We start from the raw sequence: 15,251 nt of genomic DNA on the forward strand, positions 1-15,251 counted from the left end.
GATGAGCAGCACCGCCACCGCCAAACAGCAGCAGAGCAGTGGTCCGGTGCTGGACTGGGCGGCCGGTCACGGACCCGTGACCGGCGCCCTGTCCGCCACCACCGGAGCCTTCGCCATCGCCACCAGCGGCGCAGCAACCGCCATGCCCCCCGGCTGGGCCCTCGCCGTAGGCGTGGCCGGCGCCCTCGGACACACCGTCGCCGGCATCCGGGTACGCAACGCCGGCCGCACCCTCGCCACCCGCGCCGCCTCCTGGCTCATCGGGGCCGGCTGGACCACCTGGGCCATGACCCACGGCGTCCTCACCTGGGCCGCCCTCGGCTCCCTGGCCACCATCGGCGTCGGCATCGGCGCCACAGCACGCTCCGTCGCCCTCTACGAAGAAGCGCGCGAAGACGAAGCCGCTGCGGCTGAGCAACGACAGATCGCCGCGGAGTTGTCCGCGGAGCGGCGGGCGATCGCCGCGGAATGGGTCGACCGCATCCAACGCGTCTGCTCGATCACCGTGCGCGTGGTCGGGGTGGAGATGTGGGAGACCGGCGCCGGATTCTCCATCGACGCTGAACTCCCGCCCGGCGGCGCCACCTGGAACAAGATTGCAGCCGAGTCCCCGCGGCTGTCCGCGGACGCCCGGTTGCCGCACGGCTGCACCGCCACCGCGGGCCCCGGCATCCACCAGGGCCGCGTCATCCTCGACGTGACCACCGTCAACGTCCTCGAAGAAAAGCGCGACTACCCGACGGACTACAGCACACTGTCGATCCACACCGGCATCCCGTGGGGCTACCGCACGAACGCGGAGCAGATCCGGGCCTATCTCCGGGAGCAGTGCGCGCTGATCGTCGGGCCAACCGGGTCAGGCAAGACGAACATGGTCCACTCCATCCTCGCGGGGTTCGCCCGCGCCGAGGACATGCTCACGTGGGTGATCGACCTGAACGCCGGATCGGCCGGCCTGCCCTGGGTCCTCCCGGCGTTGAACGGTGAACTCGTGCGGGAGGACGGCAAGCCGGTGCGGCCGGGTGTGGACTGGCTCGCCGGCACCTACGACGAAGCCCTCACCATGCTCGACGCGGCCGTGCGCGTGGCCAAGCAGCGCAAGATGGGCTACCAAGCCCTGCTGTCCAAGGCCAACACCGATCTCCTGCCGGTCAGCCGACAGATTCCTCAGATCATGCTGGTGATCGATGAGGGCGCGGAGATCCTGGCCAGCACCGACCGAGCCGTCCGCAAGCTCGGGGAAAAGATCCTGGAAGTCATCCGGATCGCCCGCGCCATGGGCGTACGCACCGTCCTCACCGCCCTCGGGGCGACCGGCAGTGTCCTCAGCAACCTGATGATCCGCCGGGAAGCCAAGGTCCGCGTCGCCCTCACCGGTGGCGAGACCGAGGGCATGGACCTGTCCAAGATGTTCCCCGGCTCCCGCGGCCTGCGCGTGGACCAGGCCCCACACAAGGGCGCCGGGTTCATGAGCACCCCGGAGTCACCGGCCGCCCTGTTCAAGGGGTGGCGGATTCTCCCGAACCAGATCCGGGAGATCACCGCCGCCACCTCCGACCGGCATCCGACGCTCGATGACGTGTCCGCCAAGGCGGCCGGGCCTGCTTACGCGCGTCGCTGGGATGCGGAGCGCACCGCATGGATGCGTGACCAGGTCGCCTACGACGACAGCACCGACGCCGAGCCATACGGGCCGACGTCGGCGCTGCGCCTGTCCGCGCTGAGCGAGCAGCCGGAGTCTCCGGAGGATGCGTTGGCGCGCCGGTTCCGGGAGGAGATCGACGCGCAGTTCGGCACCGCACCCGAACCCCACACCAGCGAGCAGGGCGACGGCCCGGAGCGGCCGGCCGGACTGAACCTGTCGGCGCTGCGGGAGGAGCAGGACAGCCCCGCGCAACAGGCCGCGCTCGCCGCGCTGCTCGCCGCCGGCCCCGCAGGCACCGGAGCATCTGCGATCGCCCGCGCACTCGCCGATGGGTTCGGGACGACGCGTCAGACAGTCGTGGGCTGGCTGAAAATGTGGCTGGCCGACGGCACCGCCGTTCGCGTCGGCGAGGGGACCAAAGCCCGGTATGTGCACCGCTCCCACACGACCGAGGGCTGATCGCTTGTCGCTTGTCGTCCCCGCTTCACCACATGTCGCCTACCGGGACTGTGAGGCCCGAAAACGGCTTGTGACCTGGGAGGCGACAAGCGACAAGACAAGCGACAAGACAAGCAAGGCGACAAGCCGCACGACAAGCCAGACGACAAGCAACGCGACAAGCACACCCACCCACCGCACGGGCCCGCGCCACCAGTTGGCGCGGGCCCGTGGCACACCCCAAGGGAGCCTGAAATGAGCCAGCAACTTCCGCCCGGCCAGATCGCCCCGCACATCCCCGCCGACGTCTACCAGCGCGCCCAGGCGACCGGACAGCCGGTCGTCTTCGTCATCAACGACACCCCACCGCCGTTCCCGTGGGCTCGGCTGCTCATCCCGTTCGCGATCGCCGGGGCCGCCGCGCTCGGCACCTGGGGTGTGGTCGCCGCGCTGTGCTGGCTGATGGACGTCGCCGCACACACCGCCACCATCATCGGCGGCGCCGCGGGACCCATCGGAGCCGGCGGCATCACCCTCAAACTCGCCCGCGGCAAGAACACCTAGCTACGCCAAGGGCGGCCCCCGTCTCTCGACCAAAGAATCCGGGGCCGCCCTTGCCAACCAGCACCCATCAAAGGAACTGGAGACACCCAGGATGACGCAATCCACCGACAACACGCGAGAGGTCTTACTCGCCGCCGCTCTGACGGCCGCTGAGCGCGGCTGGCACGTCTTCCCCCTCCGACCCGGCACGAAGCGGCCCGCGCTGCACGGAGAGGCTTCCTGCACCCGCACCGGAGCCTGCGAGGCAGGGCACCAGAAGTGGGAGCAACGCGCCACCACCGACCCAGACCGGATCCGCGCCACCTGGTCCGCCGGCCCGTTCAACGTCGGCATCGCCACTGGCCCTTCCGGGCTGCTAGTGGTCGATCTGGACGTGCCGAAGGACAACAGCAATGTGGACGCGCCTACCGGCGCGGTGACCTTTGGAGCGCTCTGCGAGCGCACCGGACACACCGTCCCCACCACCTACCGGACGCGGACCGCGAGCAGCGGAGAACACCTGTACTTCACCGCACCGGACGACACTCGGTTGGCCAACACGGCAGGAAGCCTCGCGCCGCTGGTCGACACCCGCGCGTGGGGCGGATACGTCGTCGCCGCCGGCAGCACCAGCCCGGCCGGCCCGTACGCCATCACCGACGACACGGCCCCGGCCGTAGTGCCCGCATGGCTGCTTCGGCTGCTGGAGTCGCCGCCGGCCCCGCAACCGGTCACACCGTTCGTGCGGCCCACGGTCAGCGGCAGCCGCGCCGCCACCGCGGCCCTGGAACGGGAGTGCCGGGCGGTGGTCGGGGCGCCGGAGGGCGAGGGCAACATCACGCTCAACCGGTCCGCGTTCAAGGTGGGGCGGTTCGTCGCGTGGGGCGACCTCCCGCGGCACGTGGTGGAGGAAGCCTTCCAAGGGGCGGGGGAGACGCGCGGACTCACCGCTGCCGAGTGCCGCGCCACCATCCGCAGCGCCCTGGACAGCTCCCTGCGCAAAGCCCGCCCCCGGGACGCGGCATGAGCACCCCACCCCCTCCCCCCTTGGAAGGCCAACAGACCACCCCCAGCCGCCCGCACGTCGCCGAACCGGCCCCCGCAGAGCCGGCCGTGGCCGCTCGAAAGGGCGTCGCCGAAGGCGTCCCCACTGCTCTTTCCCGCCCGAAGCACTTCCCTGCTGCTCGCAGAAACCACAGCAGTGAGAACCCGACCCCGGAGCGGCCCGGACTCCGCATCTACGCCCCGCCGATCTACCGCTCCCACGACGACCGAGCGCGCTGGTGGAAGCAGCACGGCGACACCCCCACCGCCGCCTACGCCTGCGCCTGCGGGCAGACCGGCACCGCCATTGGGGCGCACGCCGTGGCCGCGCTGATCACCGACTACAGCGTCCACAAGGACGCCTGCATCGAAACAGCCCCCGCATTCGCCGAAGGGAGGAAGACCGCATGATGCAGCACCCCGCCACCGACACGGAGAGCGAGGAACTACCTTCGCCCACCAACCCACTGGCTGTCGCTCGCCGGTTGCTGCCGGACTGGCAGACCGAGGACGGGCGACTGGTGTGTCGGCGCTGGCGGGCGTCATGGATGCACTGGAACGGCTCCTCCTGGCGAGAAGTGGACGACGCCCAGGTACGCAAAGCCATGTATGAGCGCCTGGAGCACGCCGTGTACATCCAGCCCAACAAAAAGGGCGAACCGGAGCAGCATCAGTGGGCCCCGACAAAGCAAAAAATCGGCAACCTGCTCGACGCCTTGGGGGCGATCACCCTGTTGCCCACAGACACCGATGTCCCTGCGTGGATCGATGACCAGGGCTCCACAGGCCAGGATGAAGGACCCATCGTGGCCTGTGAGAACGGATTGCTGCGCATCCAGGACCGGGCCCTTCTACCGCACGGTCCGGAGTTCTTCAACCTCGTGTCCGTGCCGTTCGCCTACGACCCCGACGCGAGCGCACCCACATGGGAACGGTTCCTCGCGCAGCTCTGGCCCGACGACCCCGACACCATCGCCGCACTTCAGGAGTGGTTCGGCTACGTCCTGTCCGGCCGGACCGACCAGCAGAAGATCCTGCTCATCGTCGGCCCCTCCCGCTCCGGGAAAGGCACCATCGCCCGCGTACTGAAAGCCCTGGTCGGCAAAGAGAACCTGGCCGGCCCGACCCTGGCAGGGCTCGGGACGAACTTCGGTCTGTCCACGCTGATCGGCAAGTCCCTCGCGATCATCTCGGACGCCCGTCTTTCCGGGAACGACAACACTCAAGTCGTGGAGAGGCTGTTGACGATCTCCGGCGACGACACGATCGACATCGACCGCAAATTCCGCGAACCGTGGACAGGCCGGGTGCCCTCGCGGCTGATGATCCTGTCCAACGAACTGCCGCACTTCGGCGACTCATCCGGAGTCATCGCCAACCGGTTCATCCTGCTCAGCATGCGGGTGTCCTGGCTCGGCAAGGAAGATCCCACCCTCACCGACCGCCTCACCGCGGAGATGCCCGGCATCCTCAACTGGGCCCTGGACGGACTGGCCCGTCTCCAGCGCAACGGGCGAATCACCCAACCGCAGTCCAGCCGGGAAGCCATCACCACCATGCAGGACACCGCCTCACCGACCAGCGCATTCGTCCGCGAACGCTGCAACACCGGCCCGGCATGCACCGTCGCCGTGGACGACCTGTGGAACGTCTGGCGCGAATGGACCGAGGACAACGGCGTCCGCCACGGCACGAAACAGATCTTCGGCCGCAACCTCCTGTCCGTCGTCCCACAGCTCAGCCTCACCCGCCCTCGCGACGGCGGTAACCGCATCCGCACCTACACCGGAATCGGCCTACGCCCCTCCCAGGACGCATCCGAGTAGAACGCCGCGCACATTCCGCTGGGTCGCGGACCATCGCGGACCACCCTGCCTGACCTGCGCATTCACCTACCCCGGAAACGAGACCATCGCGGACCATCCGCCGACGGGTGGTCCGCGATGGTCCGGACGCAACGGCAGCAAAACCGCAGGTCAACGGGGGTGGTCCGCGATGGTCCGCGACCCACGGGACTGTGGCGCCAACTTCCTGCCCCTGCGCTCTCGCCTCGGCTCAAGGAGATCTACGCATGAGTACGCCCACCCGCCGGCGCCGTGCGCCGAAAGACGAACTGGTACCGCTGAGCGACGCTCTGGAAGAGATCGGCATCAGCCGGGCCACCTGGTACCGCTGGCGTAACCATGGCATCGGCCCGGAGGCCCGCCGCACCCCTTCTGGCCGTATCTGTGTACGTCGTAGCGTCCTGGACGCCTTCAAGGACGAACTGGAAGTCGCGTGACCGAGTGGAGCTACACCTTCAAAGTCTGGGCGATCCGGAAGCGCGAGTACCGGAAGCCCTACCAACTTCGCTGGAAGGTAGGAGAACGCGAACACTCGGAGTCGTTCCTGACCCTGGGGCTGGCAGAGAGCCGACGTGCACAGCTCGTCACCGCGGCTCGCGAGGGCGAACCGTTCGACGTCGACAGCGGGTTACCCAAGTCCCGTGTCGCCAAAGCCCGTGACATCTCTTGGTACGAGCACGCACGCAACTACATCGAGATGAAGTGGGACGACTCCCCCGCTTCAACGCGGCGCACGCTCGCCGAAGCAATGGCGACCGTGACACCGACATTCGTGAAGGACACCAAGGGCATGCCAGATGCACGGGCCGTCCGCACCGCGCTGTACGGCTGGGCATTCAACAAGAACCGTTGGAGCGAGGAGACCCCGCCCGACGTCGCCAAGATCCTTGAATGGTTCGAGCGCAAGTCGCTGGCAACGTCGGCACTCTCGGATCTCGTGCTCGTGCGGAGCGGTCTCCGGGCCATCTCCAGGAAGCTGGACGGGAAGACAGCGGCGCCGGGGACGATCAGTCGGAAGCGGGCGATCTTCTACAACTCCCTTGAGTTCGCCGTAGAGGCTGAGCTGCTTACCGACAACCCGCTCACCCGCATCAAGTGGAAGGCACCCGAGCAGGTGGTCGAAGAGGTCGATCCTGCGTGCGTTCCCAATCCCGAGCAGGTCGCCAAGTTGCTGGCCGGCGTGCGGGACCAGAGCCCGCGCGGACGCCGCCTCGCGGCGTTCTTCGGCTGCATGTATTTCGCCGCAGCGCGGCCGGCCGAAGTCATCGGGTTAAGGCTCCGTGACTGCGACCTACCTCGACGCGGATGGGGGCTGCTGAAGCTCAGGGAGACCCGTCCCCGTTCCGGATCGGCATGGACTGACAGTGGCGAGTCGCATGACAGAAGGGGACTCAAGCACCGCCCACGGAAGGCCGTTCGGCATGTCCCCATCCCGCCCGAACTGGTCGCCCTGTTGCGGTGGCACGTCACCGCGTACGGGACAGCTCCGGATGGCCGGCTCTTCCAGACGTCGCGAGGCGGATTGATCCAGGACACAGGGTATGGCGAGGTGTGGGCGGAGGCGCGGACTCGCGCGCTCACCACATCCCAGTTCGATTCGGCACTGGCTAAGCGGCCATATGATTTACGTCACGCCGCCGTCTCCACGTGGCTCAGCTCCGGTGTTGAGCCACAGCTTGTGGCGGAGCGGGCCGGCCACAGCGTGGGCGTGCTCTTTCGGGTATACGCGAAGTTCCTCAAGGACGGCGATGAGGCCGCGAACGCCAAGATCTCGGCTCGGCTGGGACTGCGGGGCTGACCCTTTGAAATCCCGTCCACACCCCGTCCGTGGATTCCGAGACACGGCGTTCGAACGCGAGACAGCGTGAGACAGCTCGCTAGTTCACAGGGGACAAGGCTAAGGGCCCGTGACCTGCTGTTTAGGCAGACCACGGACCCTTGGTTCCCGTGTGGCGGCGCCAGGATTCGAACCTGGGAAGGCTAAGCCGGCAGATTTACAGTCTGCTCCCTTTGGCCGCTCGGGCACACCGCCGGGGGTTGCTGCCCATCGAACCGACTTTCGGCGGTGCGCTGTGGCAACGACGTAAACGATACCCGATACGGAGGGGTGCTTCGCCACCTGATTGATCTGCGCTCGCAGGACCGTGGGTGGCTAGGCTTGTCCGGATGCGGCCCCGGCAACGCCGGGCTCGGCGGTCGCCCCCAGGTACCCCGATACGCACCCGATACGTACCCCGATACAAGGAGCCACAGGACATGGCCGACTCCAGTTTCGACATCGTCTCGAAGGTCGAGCGGCAGGAGGTCGACAACGCCCTCAACCAGGCCGCCAAGGAGATCTCGCAGCGCTACGACTTCAAGGGCGTGGGCGCCTCGATCTCCTGGTCCGGTGAGAAGATCCTCATGGAGGCGAACTCCGAGGACCGGGTGAACGCTGTCCTCGACGTCTTCCAGTCCAAGCTGATCAAGCGCGGCATCTCGCTGAAGGCGCTGGACGCGGGCGAGCCGCAGCTCTCCGGCAAGGAGTACAAGATCTTCGCCTCCATCGAGGAGGGCATCTCCCAGGAGAACGCGAAGAAGGTCGCGAAGATCATCCGTGACGAGGGCCCGAAGGGTGTCAAGGCTCAGGTGCAGGGCGACGAGCTGCGGGTCACCTCCAAGAGCCGCGACGACCTGCAGGCCATCATCGCCCTGCTGAAGGGCAAGGACTTCGAGTTCGCCCTGCAGTTCGTGAACTACCGGTAGCCGGTGGTTCGCGCCCGGCGCGCGTACGAGGAGGGGTGGGTACCCGGCGGGCGATCTGCCGGCCGGTGCCCGCCCTTCCTGTCTGTCGACCGAGGTCGACAGGCTCCCCCCTCGGTCGCGCTCAGGCGTGCTGGGCCGCGAACGAGGCCGGGTTCTCAGTCTCGGGAGTTGCCGAACAGGAGGCGGTAGGCGATCAGGAGGACGAGTGAGCCACCTATCGCCGCCGCCCAGGTGGCACCGTCGTAGAAGTGCTTGCTGACCGGGTGGTCCAGCCAGCGGGCCGAGATCCAGCCGCCGATGAACGCCCCCGCGACGCCGATGAGGGTGGTTCCGATGAAGCCACCGGGATCCCGGCCGGGCAGCAGCACCTTGGCGACGGCTCCGGCCAGCAGTCCCAGGATGATCCAGCTGATGATGCTCATGCGGTGAACCTGCCCTCTCGTGCTGTGCCCGCGCTGTCCGGGCGCTGTCATGTCGGTCCGGACAGGCTGTGCCCGTGGTTCGGGCGCCCTGCTCGTCGCGCGTGCCTACCGTCGGTCGCGCGATTGTTCGTGTCGTGTCGAGGAGGAGGACGTCGGGCCGACACCCGGCGGTTGCACCGGTCAGTAGGGTGCGGCGTATGAGTCTCTCCGGTGCCGGACTGCGGCGCACGCTGGGCGTCGGCGACGCCGTCGTCATCGGGCTCGGCTCGATGATCGGGGCCGGGATCTTCGCCGCACTGGGGCCGGCGGCGCGCGCGGCCGGCTCCGGGCTCCTGTTGGGGCTCGCTCTGGCCGCCGTGGTCGCCTACTGCAACGCCACGTCGTCGGCCCGGCTGGCCGCTCTGTACCCGGCTTCGGGCGGCACCTATGTGTACGGGCGCGAGCGGCTCGGCGCGTTCTGGGGTTATCTGGCGGGCTGGTCGTTCGTGGTGGGCAAGACGGCCTCCTGCGCGGCCATGGCGCTGACCGTGGGCGCATATGTGTGGCCCGGTCAGGCGCACGCGGTGGCGGTCGCCGCGGTCGTGGCGCTGACCGCGGTGAACTACGGCGGTGTCCAGAAGTCCGCCTGGGTGACCCGGGCGATCGTGGCGGTTGTCCTGGCTGTCCTCGCTTCCGTGGTCGTGGTCTGTCTGGGGTCCGGGGCGTCCGCCGCCGGGCGGCTGGACAGCGGGGTCTCTGGAGGTGCGGACGGCGTGCTGCAGGCGGCCGGTCTGCTGTTCTTCGCGTTCGCCGGATACGCGCGTATCGCGACCCTGGGCGAGGAGGTGCGGGATCCGGCGCGCACCATCCCCCGCGCGATCCCGCTGGCCCTCGGGATCACACTGGTGGTCTACGCGTGTGTGTCGGTGGCTGTCCTTTCGGTGCTGGGGGCCGGGGGTCTCGGTCGTGCGGAGGCGCCGCTGGCCGACGCGGTGCGGGCGGCCGGGGTGCCCGGGCTCGTGCCGGTGGTGCGGGTGGGTGCGGCGGTGGCCGCGCTGGGCTCGCTGCTGGCTCTGATTCTGGGCGTGTCCCGGACCACGCTGGCCATGGCGCGGGACCGGCATCTGCCGGGTGCGCTGGCCGTCGTCCATCCGCGGTTCCAGGTGCCGTACCGGGCGGAACTGGCCGTCGGCGCGGTGGTCGCGGTGCTGGCGGCCACGGTGGACGTGCGGGGCGCGATCGGGTTCTCCTCCTTCGGTGTGCTGGCGTACTACGCGGTGGCCAACGCCTCCGCCTGGACGCTCGGGTCCGCTCCGGCGGTCCGGGTGGTGCCGGCGGTGGGGTTGCTGGGATGCGTCGTGCTGGCGTTCGCACTGCCGTTGGCTTCGGTGGCCGCCGGTGCGGGAGTGCTGGTGCTGGGTGGAATCGCGTACGGGGTGCGGGGGCGGCAGGGCGGCGCCGGGCCGACAGACGGGCGGTAGACGGGCGGTAGACGGCCGGTCGATGGGCCGTCGGGTGTGGGCCGGCGGGCGGTGGTCGGCGGGTAACCGGTCCGTAGGCCGCTGGTCGGTGGGCGGCCGGTAGACGGGCGGGACAGGCGACGGGCCCGCACGCGGGCTGCCAGCGGGTGCGCGGCAGATCCGGCCGCCGACAGATGGGCAGGTCTGCGGCGGCCCTCAGGGAAGCCGTCTCTCAGACGGGCTGTGCGGCGGCTGCGGGTATGCGGAACTCCGCCCCTGCGTCCCTTCGTACACCCGGTGCTGTCGGCAACTGCTCGATCTCGGTCATGGATTCATCATGCGGGACGGCGCCGACCGTCAGGCCGGGCCTGTGGACAACCGTCGTGTTGTGGACAACCAGGCTGTGGAAAACCTCCGGGCTGTGGACAACCGACGTCTGCCGCAGGCGGGAGATGGGTCGTGACCGCGAGAGGCGTCGGTCAGCGGGTCGCGAACGGCTCGTCCGTGCGGACGATTTCACGGCCCAGTGGGAGCAACGACACGGGCAGCAGCTTGAAGTTGGCGATACCGAACGGGATTCCGATGATCGTCAGGCACAGGGCGACACCCGTGACGATGTGGGTGAGGGCGAGCCACCAGCCCGCCAGGACCAGCCACAGGACGTTGCCCACGCAGGAGGGCGCACCGGCGTCGTGGCGCTCCACCGTCGTGTACCCGAAGGGCCACAGGGCGTAGATGCCAATACGAAATGCGGCAATGCCGAAAGGAATGCCGATGATGGTGATGCACAGCAGCAAGCCGGCGGCGATGTATCCGAGGAAGAGCCAGAAGCCGCTCAGGATGAGCCAGATGACGTTCAGGATGGTTTTCACTGGGGGCGACCTGCCATTTTCTCGAGCCGGGCGATGCGCTCCGCCATCGGCGGGTGCGTCGAGAACATCCGGGAGATGCCCTGGCCCGGACGGAACGGATTCGCGATCATCATGTGGCTCGCCGTCTCGATCCGCGGCTCCGGGGGCAGCGGGAGTTGCTTGGTGCCGTATTCGAGTTTACGCAGGGCGCCGGCCAGGGCGAGCGGGTCGCCGGTGAGCTGGGCGCCGGAGGCGTCGGCCTCGTACTCCCGGGAGCGGCTGATGGCCATTTGGATGAGGCCGGCGGCGAGCGGGCCGAGGATCATGACGAGCAGCATGCCGAGGAGGCCGGGGCCCTCGTCGTCGTCCGAGCGGCCGACCGGGATCAGCCAGGCGAAGTTGACCAGGAACATGATCACGGAGGCGAGGGCGCCGGCGACCGACGAGATCAGGATGTCGCGGTTGTAGACGTGGCTGAGTTCGTGGCCGATGACGCCGCGCAGTTCGCGTTCGTCAAGGAGTCGCAGGATGCCTTCGGTGCAGCACACGGCGGCGTTGCGCGGGTTGCGGCCGGTGGCGAAGGCGTTGGGGGCCTCCGTCGGGGAGATGTAGAGGCGGGGCATGGGCTGACGGGCCTGGGTGGAGAGATCGCGGACCATGCGGTACAGGGCGGGGGCTTCGAACTCGCTGACCGGCCGCGCGCGCATCGCGCGTAGAGCCAGTTTGTCGCTGTTCCAGTACGCGTACGCGTTGGTGCCCAGGGCGACGAGGACCGCGATGATCAGCCCCATGCGGCCGAAGAGACTGCCGATGAGGATGATGAGTGCCGACAGCCCCCCGAGGAGTACTGCGGTCCTGAGCCCGTTGTGCCGGCGGTGCACGGTACGCCCTCCAAGCGGTGCGGCAGGGGAACCCTTCGCCTGCTGATCCTGTCCGTCGATCTCCGTCTGCCACCGGTGCCGTGGTGTCACGTCCAGTGGACCCTCCCGTACTGGTCAACGCCAGGCGGGGACCACTAGTTCCCTTGTGCGTACGGCTGCGCGCGTCGTCCGTCCGGGTGACGGCGGCGGCGTGAGGCACGCGCGCGTGGCGCTTCGGGTGCCCCACGCGCGCGTAGCGAAAGCACGGGTCTCCAGGGCCGGTGGACAGCCGTGCCCGGGTCGGTGGGCCGGTGGGCCCGGGTCGGTGGGTCGGTGGGCCGGTGGGTCAGAAGAGTCCGGTGTCGGCGAAGCGCAGGGCGAGCTGGGGTGCTCCGGAGAGGGCGAGGCCGAGGAGCGCGGTCAGGGTGATCGCGGCCGTGAGGGGGGCGGGGACGCGGTGCCGGACGGGTTCGCCCTCCGGGGCGCGGAACAGCAGGGCCGTCCACTGGAGGTAGTAGAAGAGGGCGATCACGACGTTGACGGCCATGACCACGGCGAGCCAGCCGAGGCCCGCGTCGACGGCGGCGGAGAAGACAGTGACCTTGGCGAAGAGGCCGATGATGCCTGGCGGCAGTCCGGCGAGGCAGAGCAGGAAGAAGGCCAGGAGGAGGGCCGCGAGGGGGTTCGAGGCGTAGAGGCCGCGGTAGTCGCAGATGCGGTTGAGGGTTTTCGTACGGCCCACCAGGGCGGCCACCGCGAAGGCGCCGAGGTTCACGCTCGCGTACATGAGGGCGTAGGCGACGGTGGAGCCGATCGACTTCTCGGCGTCCTCGGAGTACGCGGCAGCGGCGATGGGGACCAGCAGGTAGCCGGCCTGGCCGACGGAGGACCAGGCCAGGAGGCGTACCGCGCTGTACGCGCGCGTGGCCTGTTGGCGCAGGGCGCCGACGTTGCCGACGGTCATGGTGAGGGCGGCCAGCGCCGCGAGTGCCGGTCCCCAGACGTCGGCGTACGAAGGGAGTGCGACGACGGTGACGAGGATCAGGCCGGAGAAGCCGACCGCCTTGCCGACGACCGACAGGTAGGCGGCGATCGGCAGTGGGGCGCCCACATAGGTGTCGGGCACCCAGAAGTGGAAGGGCACGGCGGCGGTCTTGAAGGCGAAGCCGATGAGGGTGAGGACGACGCCGGTCTGGGTGAGGGTGTGCAGTTGCCCGTCGACGTGCTGGATGCGGTCGGCGATGCGGGTGAGGTACAGGGTGCCGGTGGCGGCGTACACGAAGCTGACGCCCATGAGGCTGACCGCGGTGGCGGTGACCGAGGACAGGAAGAACTTCAGGGCCGCTTCGGAGGACTTGCGGTCGCCCTGCCTGAGGCCGACGAGGGCGAAGGCGGGCAGGGAGGCGACTTCCAGGGCGACGACGAGAGTGGCGAGGTCGCGGGAGGCGGGCAGGAGGGCGGCGCCGGCGGCCGAGGAGAGCAGCAGGAACCAGTACTCCCCTTCGGGCAGCCGCTTGTCGTCGTCCTTGAGGGTGGTGACCGACAGGAGGGCGGCGAGGAGGGCGCCGCCGAGGACCAGCAGCTGGATGACGAGGGTGAAACGGTCCGCCGTGTAACTGCACAGGTCCGCTTCGCCGTTCGCGCAGAAGGTGCTGCGGTCGCCGTTCAGGAGGGGCAGCAGCAGGAGCGCGGAGGCGGCGAGGCCCGCGACGGACACCCAGCCGAGGAGCGCCTTGCCGGCTTTTCCGACGAACAGGTCGGCGACGAGGACGACGAGTCCGACCGCCGCCGTGACGGTGGGCGGCGCGATGGCGAGCCAGTCGACGGACTGGACGACGGAGCTCATCGGGTGCCTCCTGCGAGAAGTTGCTGCACGGCCGGGTCGGTCAGGCCGAGCAGTGCCCTGGGCCACAGGCCGGCGACGACGGTGAGCACGACGAGCGGGGTCCAGGCCGCGAGTTCGTAGGCGTGGACGTCGGCGATCGTCGTACCTTCCTGGGGGGCGGCGCCCATGCAGACGCGGCGGACCACGACGAGCATGTACGCGGCGGTGAGCAGGGTGCCGAACGCGCCGATCGCCATGAAGGTGAGGAAGGCGGGGCGGCTGAGGGCGGCGGCGGGGTTGAACGCGCCGAACAGCGCCAGCATCTCGCCCCAGAATCCCGCGAGGCCGGGCAGGCCGAGGGAGGCGACCGCGGCGAACGCGAGCAGGCCGCCGAGCCGCGGGCTCCTGCCGTAGAGGGCGGCGCCGGTCTTGTCGGCGAGGGTGTCGAGGTCGGTGGTGCCGGTGCGGTCCTTGAGGGCGCCGACCAGGAAGAAGAGGAGGCCGGTGATGAGGCCGTGGGCGATGTTGGCGAACAGGGCGCCGTTCACGCCGGTCGGGGTCATGGTGGCGATGCCGAGCAGGACGAAGCCCATGTGGCCCACGGAGGAGTAGGCGATGAGGCGTTTCAGGTCGCCCTTCGCGCCCTGCTTGGCGAGGGCCAGACAGGCCAGCGATCCGTAGATGATGCCGACGACGGCGAAGGCGGCCAGGTAGGGCGCGAAGGTGCGGAAGCCGTCCGGTGCCACCGGGAGGAGAATCCGGACGAACCCGTACGTTCCCATCTTCAGCAGGACGCCGGCCAGCAGGACCGAGCCGACCGTCGGGGCGGCGGTGTGGGCGTCGGGCAGCCAGCTGTGCAGGGGCCACATCGGTGTCTTGACCGCGAGGCCGATCCCGATCGCCAGAACGGCCGTGACCTGCACGGATGTGGTCAGCGAGGAGCCGTTGTCAGTGGCGAGTGCCACCATGTCGAATGTGCCCGCCTTGATTCCGATCAGGAGCAGGCCCAGCAGCATGACGACGGAACCGAGCAGGGTGAAGAGGATGAACTTCCAGGCGGCCTGAGTCCGTTGGGCGCCGCCCCAGCGGGCGATGAGGAAGTACATCGGGATGAGGACCGTCTCGAAGGCGAGGAAGAAGAGCAGCAGGTCGAGGACGGCGAAGGTGGCGAGGGTGCCGGACTCGAGGACGAGCACGAGAGCGACGAACGCCTTGGGGGACGGGCCCGAAGGCATCTTGAAGTAGGAGTAGAGCGCGCAGAGGAAGGTCAGCAGCGCGGTCAGGACCAGAAGGGGGAGGGAAATGCCGTCGGTGCCCAGGTGGATGCGCACGTCGAGCGCGGGGATCCAGCTGATGTCGGTCGTGGCCTGCATCTTCGACGGATGGTCGTGGTCGAAGCCGAGCGCGAGGACGATCGCCGCGATGAGGATCACGCCGGTCACGGTCACCCCGTGCCGCAGCACGGCCTGCTCGGGCGACTTCCCCTTCAGTCCGGGCGGGGCCGGCAGGAGGGCGGCGACCGCCCCCAGGAGCGGGCCGACCACGATGAACGCCAGAAGAAACTGCATCACGGACTCGTTGATATCGATCACGCC

General features: G+C 69.1%; 14 protein-coding genes and 1 tRNA gene. 9 read left to right on the forward strand and 6 right to left on the reverse strand.

Annotated elements, in window-relative coordinates; translation table 11 throughout:
• The first annotated feature begins 1 nt into the window (after nt 1).
• From ABZT03_RS04445 to ABZT03_RS04475, 7 genes are all read left to right on the forward strand, one after another.
• Nucleotides 2-2,104, forward strand: coding sequence for a hypothetical protein (locus tag ABZT03_RS04445; protein ID WP_356033331.1), 2,103 nt, complete (start codon nt 2-4; stop codon nt 2,102-2,104).
• A gap of 234 nt (nt 2,105-2,338) precedes the next feature.
• Nucleotides 2,339-2,647, forward strand: a complete 309-nt coding sequence (locus ABZT03_RS04450) for a hypothetical protein (protein ID WP_356033333.1) — start codon at nt 2,339-2,341, stop codon at nt 2,645-2,647.
• Between the two features lie 91 nt (nt 2,648-2,738).
• A complete protein-coding gene (locus ABZT03_RS04455; RefSeq protein WP_356033336.1) occupies nt 2,739-3,653 on the forward strand; it encodes a bifunctional DNA primase/polymerase in 915 nt (304 codons plus the stop codon).
• 86 nt (nt 3,654-3,739) lie between these two features.
• Nucleotides 3,740-4,081 carry a hypothetical protein gene (locus tag ABZT03_RS04460; protein ID WP_356033339.1) on the forward strand — a complete coding sequence of 114 codons (342 nt, stop codon included), beginning with the start codon at nt 3,740-3,742 and terminating at the stop codon, nt 4,079-4,081.
• Nucleotides 4,078-5,496, forward strand: a complete 1,419-nt coding sequence (locus ABZT03_RS04465) for a phage/plasmid primase, P4 family (RefSeq protein WP_356033341.1) — start codon at nt 4,078-4,080, stop codon at nt 5,494-5,496. The genes ABZT03_RS04460 and ABZT03_RS04465 overlap by 4 nt, the downstream gene beginning before the upstream one ends.
• Nucleotides 5,497-5,741: 245 nt before the next feature.
• Complete coding sequence (locus ABZT03_RS04470) at nt 5,742-5,951, forward strand: helix-turn-helix domain-containing protein (RefSeq protein ID WP_356033344.1); 210 nt, start codon at nt 5,742-5,744, stop codon at nt 5,949-5,951.
• Nucleotides 5,948-7,312, forward strand: a complete 1,365-nt coding sequence (locus ABZT03_RS04475) for a tyrosine-type recombinase/integrase (RefSeq protein WP_356033346.1) — start codon at nt 5,948-5,950, stop codon at nt 7,310-7,312. The genes ABZT03_RS04470 and ABZT03_RS04475 overlap by 4 nt, the downstream gene beginning before the upstream one ends.
• A gap of 152 nt (nt 7,313-7,464) precedes the next feature.
• Here ABZT03_RS04475 and ABZT03_RS04480 read toward each other — a convergent pair.
• A tRNA-Tyr gene (locus tag ABZT03_RS04480) sits at nt 7,465-7,546 on the reverse strand.
• 224 nt (nt 7,547-7,770) lie between these two features.
• Here ABZT03_RS04480 and ABZT03_RS04485 point away from each other — a divergent pair.
• Nucleotides 7,771-8,259 carry a YajQ family cyclic di-GMP-binding protein gene (locus tag ABZT03_RS04485; protein WP_356033349.1) on the forward strand — a complete coding sequence of 163 codons (489 nt, stop codon included), beginning with the start codon at nt 7,771-7,773 and terminating at the stop codon, nt 8,257-8,259.
• 155 nt (nt 8,260-8,414) lie between these two features.
• On the opposite strand, the gene ABZT03_RS04490 is transcribed toward ABZT03_RS04485, so the two are convergent.
• Nucleotides 8,415-8,681: a GlsB/YeaQ/YmgE family stress response membrane protein gene (locus ABZT03_RS04490; protein ID WP_356033352.1), complete on the reverse strand. Its 267-nt coding sequence runs from the start codon at nt 8,679-8,681 to the stop codon at nt 8,415-8,417.
• Nucleotides 8,682-8,878: 197 nt separating this feature from the next.
• On the opposite strand from ABZT03_RS04490, the gene ABZT03_RS04495 reads away from it, so the two are divergent.
• Entirely contained in the window at nt 8,879-10,141 is a 1,263-nt protein-coding gene (locus tag ABZT03_RS04495) for an APC family permease (protein WP_356033355.1), read from the forward strand.
• 458 nt (nt 10,142-10,599) lie between these two features.
• Here ABZT03_RS04495 and ABZT03_RS04500 read toward each other — a convergent pair whose 3' ends face one another.
• From ABZT03_RS04500 to ABZT03_RS04515, 4 genes are all read right to left on the reverse strand, one after another.
• Nucleotides 10,600-10,992 carry a YccF domain-containing protein gene (locus ABZT03_RS04500; protein ID WP_356033358.1) on the reverse strand — a complete coding sequence of 131 codons (393 nt, stop codon included), beginning with the start codon at nt 10,990-10,992 and terminating at the stop codon, nt 10,600-10,602.
• The gene (htpX, locus tag ABZT03_RS04505; protein WP_356033361.1) at nt 10,989-11,852 is read right to left on the reverse strand and encodes a zinc metalloprotease HtpX; all 864 of its coding nucleotides are present in this window, start codon (nt 11,850-11,852) and stop codon (nt 10,989-10,991) included. The genes ABZT03_RS04500 and htpX overlap by 4 nt, the downstream gene beginning before the upstream one ends.
• Nucleotides 11,853-12,177: 325 nt before the next feature.
• The gene (locus ABZT03_RS04510) at nt 12,178-13,677 is read right to left on the reverse strand and encodes an NADH-quinone oxidoreductase subunit N (RefSeq protein ID WP_356033363.1); all 1,500 of its coding nucleotides are present in this window, start codon (nt 13,675-13,677) and stop codon (nt 12,178-12,180) included.
• On the reverse strand, nt 13,674-15,248 hold the full coding sequence (locus ABZT03_RS04515) for an NADH-quinone oxidoreductase subunit M (protein ID WP_356033366.1): 1,575 nt from the start codon (nt 15,246-15,248) through the stop codon (nt 13,674-13,676). Before ABZT03_RS04515 ends, ABZT03_RS04510 begins: the two co-directional genes overlap by 4 nt.
• Nucleotides 15,249-15,251: the final 3 nt, after the last annotated feature.

The sequence above is a fragment of the Streptomyces sp. NPDC005574 genome (genome assembly GCF_040605435.1).
In the GTDB taxonomy this organism is placed as follows: Bacteria; Actinomycetota; Actinomycetes; order Streptomycetales; family Streptomycetaceae; genus Streptomyces.